The 6,511-nt window shown below is 43.9% G+C and carries 12 protein-coding genes; all 12 read right to left on the bottom strand.

Annotation, left to right across the window (positions count from 1 at the left end):
• The coding region (locus AC1DUA_RS18235; protein ID WP_477501119.1) for a tRNA pseudouridine synthase A at positions 1-379 on the bottom strand (379 nt) is incomplete at its 3' end.
• Positions 380-473: 94 nt separating this feature from the next.
• On the bottom strand, positions 474-839 hold the full coding sequence (rplQ, locus tag AC1DUA_RS18230; protein ID WP_057304263.1) for a 50S ribosomal protein L17: 366 nt from the start codon (positions 837-839) through the stop codon (positions 474-476).
• 24 nt (positions 840-863) lie between these two features.
• Complete coding sequence (locus AC1DUA_RS18225) at positions 864-1,808, bottom strand: DNA-directed RNA polymerase subunit alpha (protein WP_029196443.1); 945 nt, start codon at positions 1,806-1,808, stop codon at positions 864-866.
• Positions 1,809-1,934: 126 nt separating this feature from the next.
• Complete coding sequence (rpsK, locus tag AC1DUA_RS18220; protein ID WP_028557470.1) at positions 1,935-2,330, bottom strand: 30S ribosomal protein S11; 396 nt, start codon at positions 2,328-2,330, stop codon at positions 1,935-1,937.
• 18 nt (positions 2,331-2,348) lie between these two features.
• On the bottom strand, positions 2,349-2,717 hold the full coding sequence (rpsM, locus tag AC1DUA_RS18215; protein WP_477501118.1) for a 30S ribosomal protein S13: 369 nt from the start codon (positions 2,715-2,717) through the stop codon (positions 2,349-2,351).
• A gap of 19 nt (positions 2,718-2,736) precedes the next feature.
• A complete protein-coding gene (gene rpmJ, locus AC1DUA_RS18210; protein ID WP_145669517.1) occupies positions 2,737-2,850 on the bottom strand; it encodes a 50S ribosomal protein L36 in 114 nt (37 codons plus the stop codon).
• 107 nt (positions 2,851-2,957) lie between these two features.
• Positions 2,958-3,176 carry a translation initiation factor IF-1 gene (infA, locus tag AC1DUA_RS18205; RefSeq protein ID WP_009676800.1) on the bottom strand — a complete coding sequence of 73 codons (219 nt, stop codon included), beginning with the start codon at positions 3,174-3,176 and terminating at the stop codon, positions 2,958-2,960.
• A 2-nt stretch (positions 3,177-3,178) separates the two neighbouring features.
• Positions 3,179-3,484, bottom strand: a complete 306-nt coding sequence (locus tag AC1DUA_RS18200) for a hypothetical protein (RefSeq protein WP_477501117.1) — start codon at positions 3,482-3,484, stop codon at positions 3,179-3,181.
• A 10-nt stretch (positions 3,485-3,494) separates the two neighbouring features.
• Complete coding sequence (gene map / locus AC1DUA_RS18195; RefSeq protein ID WP_477501116.1) at positions 3,495-4,247, bottom strand: type I methionyl aminopeptidase; 753 nt, start codon at positions 4,245-4,247, stop codon at positions 3,495-3,497.
• Complete coding sequence (locus AC1DUA_RS18190; protein WP_477501115.1) at positions 4,247-4,897, bottom strand: adenylate kinase; 651 nt, start codon at positions 4,895-4,897, stop codon at positions 4,247-4,249. Before AC1DUA_RS18190 ends, map begins: the two co-directional genes overlap by 1 nt.
• 85 nt (positions 4,898-4,982) lie before the next feature.
• Positions 4,983-6,287, bottom strand: a complete 1,305-nt coding sequence (secY, locus tag AC1DUA_RS18185) for a preprotein translocase subunit SecY (RefSeq protein WP_477501114.1) — start codon at positions 6,285-6,287, stop codon at positions 4,983-4,985.
• The coding region (locus AC1DUA_RS18180; protein ID WP_477501113.1) for an uL15 family ribosomal protein at positions 6,287-6,511 on the bottom strand (225 nt) is incomplete at its 5' end. The genes AC1DUA_RS18180 and secY, both read right to left, overlap by 1 nt.

Genomic DNA, 6,511 nt, shown 5'->3' with positions numbered 1-6,511 from the left:
CATCAGGGAAGCGCACCGAGCGAATCGTATAACAGTACGTCTTGCGTTTCGCGGCTTTGCGTGAGTGAAATGAAGGTGGGACCTCCTCCGCCGTATGAGCGACGATGTCCTTGGGTAGTCTAGCGTTTAGAGCTAAACACCAACGTTCCACAGGTATCTTGGAGTTCGTGGTAAAATTAATAACTTGTGCTTTAGCGTGAACGCCCGCGTCTGTGCGCCCCGATGAGGCCACTTTCACTTGCTCACCAGTCAACAGATAAACAGCTTGTTCTAACCGTTGTTGGATGGTATCCGCCTTGGGTTGAATCTGAAAGCCTGAATATGCTGTGCCATCATAACTTATGGTAAACCGTAGATTTCTCAAGGCTTGTTCCTCCATGAGTCATCCTTCCTACCTCTATAGATCAGGTATAAGACTGCAAAAAAAGGGCTTCACCAGAATCTATGATTCCGTCCACCCTTTCCCATCCGTCTTATGCGCGATCTACTAGCTCTAGGTATACCATTGGTGCTGCGTCACCGCGGCGTGGTCCCAGTTTAAGGATACGTGTGTATCCACCTGGACGCTCGGAGTAACGAGTAGCCAAATCGGAGAAAAGTTTTTGAATCGCATCTTGATTTTCGTTTGCAGCCTCTCTACGAACAAAAGCAGCAACCTGACGGCGTGCATGAAGATCTCCGCGTTTCGCAAGAGTGATTAACTTCTCAGCGATGGAACGAATTTCTTTTGCTTTTGCTTCTGTAGTTTGAATACGTTCATGTATGAACAAATCTGTAACCAGATCACGGAATAATGCTTTACGATTACTGGAATCGCGGTTCAACTTCCTGTAGTTCATTGAATTAACCTCCTTCTGACAAGACTATTCCTCGGTACGAAGACCCAAACCAAGCTCTTCGAGCTTTTCTTGAACTTCTTCAAGAGATTTGCGACCTAAGTTCCTAACCTTCATCATGTCTTCTTCTGTTTTGGTAATTAGCTCTTGTACGGTGTTAATCCCTGCACGCTTGAGGCAGTTGTAAGAACGAACAGATAGATCCAGCTCTTCGATAGTCATCTCAAGAACTTTCTCTTTCTTATCTTCTTCTTTCTCCACCATAATCTCAGCATCTTTGGCTTCATCCGTCAGACCGACGAACAAGTTCAGATGTTCAGTTAAGATTTTGGCGCCCAAGCTCACTGCTTCTTCTGGTCGAATACTTCCATCGGTCCACACTTCGAGGGTCAACTTATCATAGTTCGTCACTTGGCCGACACGAGTATTCTCGATACTGTAATTTACTCGGGTAATAGGCGTGTAGATCGAATCAATTGGAATCACACCAATTGGTTGCTCTTCATGCTTATTTTTGTCCGATTGGACGTAACCGCGTCCTCTGCCCGCATGAATCCTCATGTGAAGACGCGCATCCGGAGATAAGGTAGCAATATGTAGATCCGGGTTAAGAATCTCCACATCACTATCACCGCGAATATCTGCCGCAGTAATATTACCTTCTCCTTCTGCATCAATTTCAAGCACTTTCTCCTCGTCGGAGTGAATTTTCAACGAAAGTCCTTTAAGGTTAAGGATAATTTCCGTTACATCCTCAAGCACGCCAGGAATCGTTGAAAACTCATGCAAAACGCCATCGATTTGGACAGAGGTTACTGCAGCCCCGGGTAAAGAGGACAGTAAAATACGACGTAGTGAGTTACCTAATGTTGTACCATAGCCACGCTCCAAAGGCTCTATGATAAATCTTCCATAAGCGCCGTCTTCACTTAAAGCTACAGTTTCTATTTTTGGCTTTTCGATTTCGATCATGAAATGTACCCTCCATTCAATACGTCGTTTCCCTCTGGATACTTCGCTTCAAAATTTCATAGTATGCCTATCCTTCAAACCATTATTCACGTTTTTAAGATAATTATACTACAAAGTAATCCTGAATTATACGCGACGACGTTTTGGAGGACGGCAGCCATTGTGAGGAACCGGAGTCACGTCTTTAATCAGGTTTACTTCAAGACCTGCTGCTTGCAAAGAGCGGATTGCTGCTTCGCGGCCAGCGCCTGGACCTTTAACCATAACTTCAACAGTTTTCAAGCCGTGCTCCATAGCTGCTTTAGCTGCTTTTTCAGCTGCCATTTGTGCCGCAAAAGGTGTACTTTTACGGGAACCTTTGAATCCAAGGTTTCCTGAAGATGCCCAGGAAATTGCGTTGCCATGAGGATCCGTGATCGTTACGATCGTATTGTTAAATGTTGAACGGATGTGTGCAACTCCGGACTCAATATTTTTACGGTCACGACGTTTCGTACGGACTACTTTTTTAGGTTTTGCCATTAGCTCTAACCCCCTTTATTATTTCTTCTTATTAGCTACCGTACGACGAGGACCTTTACGTGTACGAGCATTAGTTTTAGTACGTTGACCACGAACAGGAAGACCACGGCGGTGACGAAGACCACGGTAGGATCCGATTTCGATTAGACGTTTGATGTTTAGGGAAATCTCAYGGCGAAGGTCGCCTTCTACTTTAAGGGTTTTGTCAATTACATCACGGATTTTGCTCACTTCATCTTCAGTCAGGTCGCGAACGCGAGTGCTGCCGTCAATACCTGTTGAAGCAATGATTTTCTGAGCAGTTGTAGTGCCGATACCGAAAATGTAAGTCAACGCGATTACTACTCGTTTGTCACGAGGTAAGTCAACTCCAGCTAAACGTGCCATCTACAGATTGCACCTCCTTTTAACCTTGTTTTTGTTTGTGCTTAGGTGTTTCACAAATTACCATAACGTTACCTTTACGGCGGATAACTTTGCATTTTTCGCAAATCGGTTTAACCGATGGTCTAACTTTCATTTTTAAGCCCTCCTTATCATCGTAAGCAACCATGTTGCGTTTTCTATTAGAAAACTTGCTTCGTAAGCATACGCCTTGAGAGAGTAACTTACATGTAAGCCAAACATTTATTTAAAACGGTAGGTTATACGGCCTCTCGTTAAATCGTAAGGCGATAATTCTACGGTAACCTTGTCACCAGGCAAAATGCGAATAAAGTGCATTCTAATTTTACCAGATACATGGGCTAGGATTTTATGACCATTTTCCAATTCAACCTTAAACATTGCATTCGGAAGAGGTTCAATCACTGTACCTTCTACTTCAATTACATCTTCTTTGGCCACAGTCATTCTCCTTTCTCTTGTGCTTCATCTTGCATAAGTTCAACGAATTTGGCAATTGCGAAGCGCAACTTTCCATTAGTAACACGACCTGTTTCCCTAATGCTTGACTCCACTTCACTACTAATCGTTTCTTGTAATTGAAGATGATTCAGGTTCTTCTTCTTTGGCTGATCGAATTTGCGATTCACACCGTCTGCAAGCCAGACAAAGCGCTCATCCACAATTCCAATCACGACCGAATATTCACCCGGATCTCTGCCGCGAAGCACCTTTACGATTTGACCCACCTTCGGTATCAACCTATCCACTCATCATCACCTACGATCTAGGCATGGTTAATATTTCATAACCAGCTGCCGTAATAGCAACCGTATGTTCAAAATGAGCGCACAAAGTACGATCCGCAGTGACGACAGTCCAATCGTCTTCGAGTGTTTGGACAAATCTTTCGCCAACAACCACCATGGGTTCAATGGCTAGGACCATGCCTGGTTTGAGACGAGGACCTTTGTCAGGAACACCGTAATTCGGAATTTGTGGTTCTTCGTGAAGATCCGTTCCRATACCGTGACCGACATACTCTATAACCACGGAGAAGCCTGCGTCTTCAATACAAGTTTGGATTGCATGCGACAACGTGTAGAGTCTAGCATCCGGTTTAGCTTCTGCTATGCCTCGATACAGTGATTGTTCCGTTACAGCTAACAGACGTTTGGCTGTTTCAGAAATTTCACCGACAGGATAAGTCCAAGCAGAATCTCCATGATAACCTTTATACTGAGCGCCGATATCAATTGAGATGATATCACCCTCAACCAGCTTTCTTGGACCAGGAATACCATGAACTAATTCTTCGTTGACTGAAGCACATATGCTTCCAGGAAAACCGTTATAGCCTTTGAAAGATGGAATCGCTCCCTGACTGCGAATGTATTCCTCTGCGATCTGATCAAGTTCTTTCGTTGTAATGTTCGGACGAATTGCCCTTGCCAATAAGCGGTGCGTCTCGGCTACGATACGACCAGCTTCTCGCATTAGGTCTAGTTCAACCTCGGACTTACAAATGATCATTACGCTAGACCTCGTAGCAGTGAGCTAATTTGTTCGGTTACCGCATGAATGTCTTGTTCCCCGTTAACCTCACGCAATAATTCCCTCTTTTGGTAGTAATCCAGTAGCGGAGCGGTTTTGTTGATGTACTCATCTAAACGCGTTCCGACTTTCTCTTCCGTATCATCAGATCGTTGGTACAACTCACCTGAACATTTATCGCATACGCCTTCTTGCTTTGGTGGGTTGAAGATTACATGATACGTAGCACCACAGGATTTACAAATTCTTCGGCCGGTTAGTCGTGCGAGCAAAAAGCTGCGATCAACGGAAAGATTGATAACTACTTCAATCTTCTTGCCTAAGGAATCTACAATTTCAGATAAAGCATCTGCTTGAGCAACAGTTCTCGGGAACCCGTCAAGCAGGAAACCTTTATCGCAGTCCGGTTGAGCAAGACGTTCTCTCACAATACCGTTCGTGATTTCATCAGGAACAAGAAGCCCCTTATCTACATAACCTTTGGCTTCAACACCAAGTGGTGTTCCTTGGCTCATCGCCAAGCGAAATGCATCTCCAGTTGAAATATGAGGAATTTGAAATTCACTTACGATCCTTTCAGCTTGCGTACCTTTGCCTGCACCAGGAGGCCCCATAAAAATTACGTTCAACTTTAAAACCTCCCATCGCACTCGGCATTACGAACAGCACAATAGGTGCTGATGTTGCAGAACTTGCCCCATCAGAACCTATTTGCTATTTATTGATAAACCCTTTGTAATGCCGTTTAATCAATTGGCTCTCGATTTGTTTCATCGTCTCAAGACCAACGCCTACTACGATAAGTAAAGATGTACCACCAATCCGAACCGAACTTGGCAAGCCTGCAAGACCTCCAAAAAGCATTGGGAGAATTGAGATTGCTGAGAGAAACAGAGCTCCAGAAAGAGTAATTCTAGTCATTACACGAGTCAGATAAACAGAAGTTGTTTTACCAGGTCTGATCCCCGGTATGTACCCGCCATTTTTCTTCATCTGATCAGCCATTTGAACTGGATTAATTTGTACGAAAGTGTAGAAGTATGTGAATCCGATAATCAGCAGTACATACAAAACAATCGCTAACGGAGCAGTTTGGTTAATACTCAAGTTGTTGATAATCCATTCTGCAACGACATTACCTCTCCAATAACTTGCAATGGTAGGAGGGAACATTAATAACGATAGTGCAAAGATAACTGGGATTACACCAGCAGCATTCACTTTAAGTGGAATGTGCGTAGTTTGACCACCATACATTTTACGACCAACTACACGCTTAGCATATTGTACAGGAATCTTACGAACCCCTTGTTGTACAAAGATGACACCAGCAATAATCAGCACAACAACGATAGCAATAATGATCAGTTTCACGATATTCAGGAACAAAGCCCCTTCGGTCGCAAATAGTGATTTGTAGATTTGCTGTATGCTTGTAGGAATCGCCGCGACGATACCTGCAAAGATGATAATGGAAATACCGTTGCCAATCCCAAATTCAGTGATTTGCTCACCAAGCCACATCAAGAAAGCTGTACCAGCTGTCAGAACGATAGCAATCATAGCAAATGTTGCGAAACCTGGATCGATTACGAGACCGCTATACAAGCGGTTGAACCCGATTGAAAGACCAAAAGCTYGCACAATACCTAAAACGATCGTACCGTACCGAGTAACTTGCGTCATCTTCTTTCTTCCAACATCGCCTTCTTTCGCCCATTGCGCGAAGCGTGGAACTACATCCATGGACAAAAGCTGTACGATGATAGAAGCTGTGATGTAAGGCATAATTCCCATCGCGAAGATGGAGAATTGGAAGAGCGCACCGCCGGAAAACGTGTTAAGCAAACCAAAGACATCGCTCTGATTCGCTTGGTCTTGAAGTTTAAGAACATCTGTATTTATGTTAGGCACCGGAATGAACGCGCCTAAGCGATAGACGATTAACAAGATGAGTGTAAAGACAATCCTTCTACGTAAATCCTCTACCTTGAAGATGTTGGCTATGGTACTGAACATTAAATCACCTCGGTTTGACCGCCGGCAGCTTGGATTTTCTCAATCGCTGATTGAGAGAACTTATTCGCTTTAACGGTTAATTTTACTGTGATTTCACCGTTTCCTAAAATCTTGATGCCATCTTTAGGAGCTTTAACAATACCAGACTCCATCAAAACTTCTGGAGTCACTTCGGTACCAGCTGCGAAATTGTTCAAATCTTCAAGGTTCACGATTGCGTACTC

The sequence above is a fragment of the Paenibacillus sp. 01T422 genome (assembly GCF_056398785.1).
Note: the sequence above shows the minus strand (reverse complement) of the source record. Positions and strands in the feature narration are given on the sequence as shown.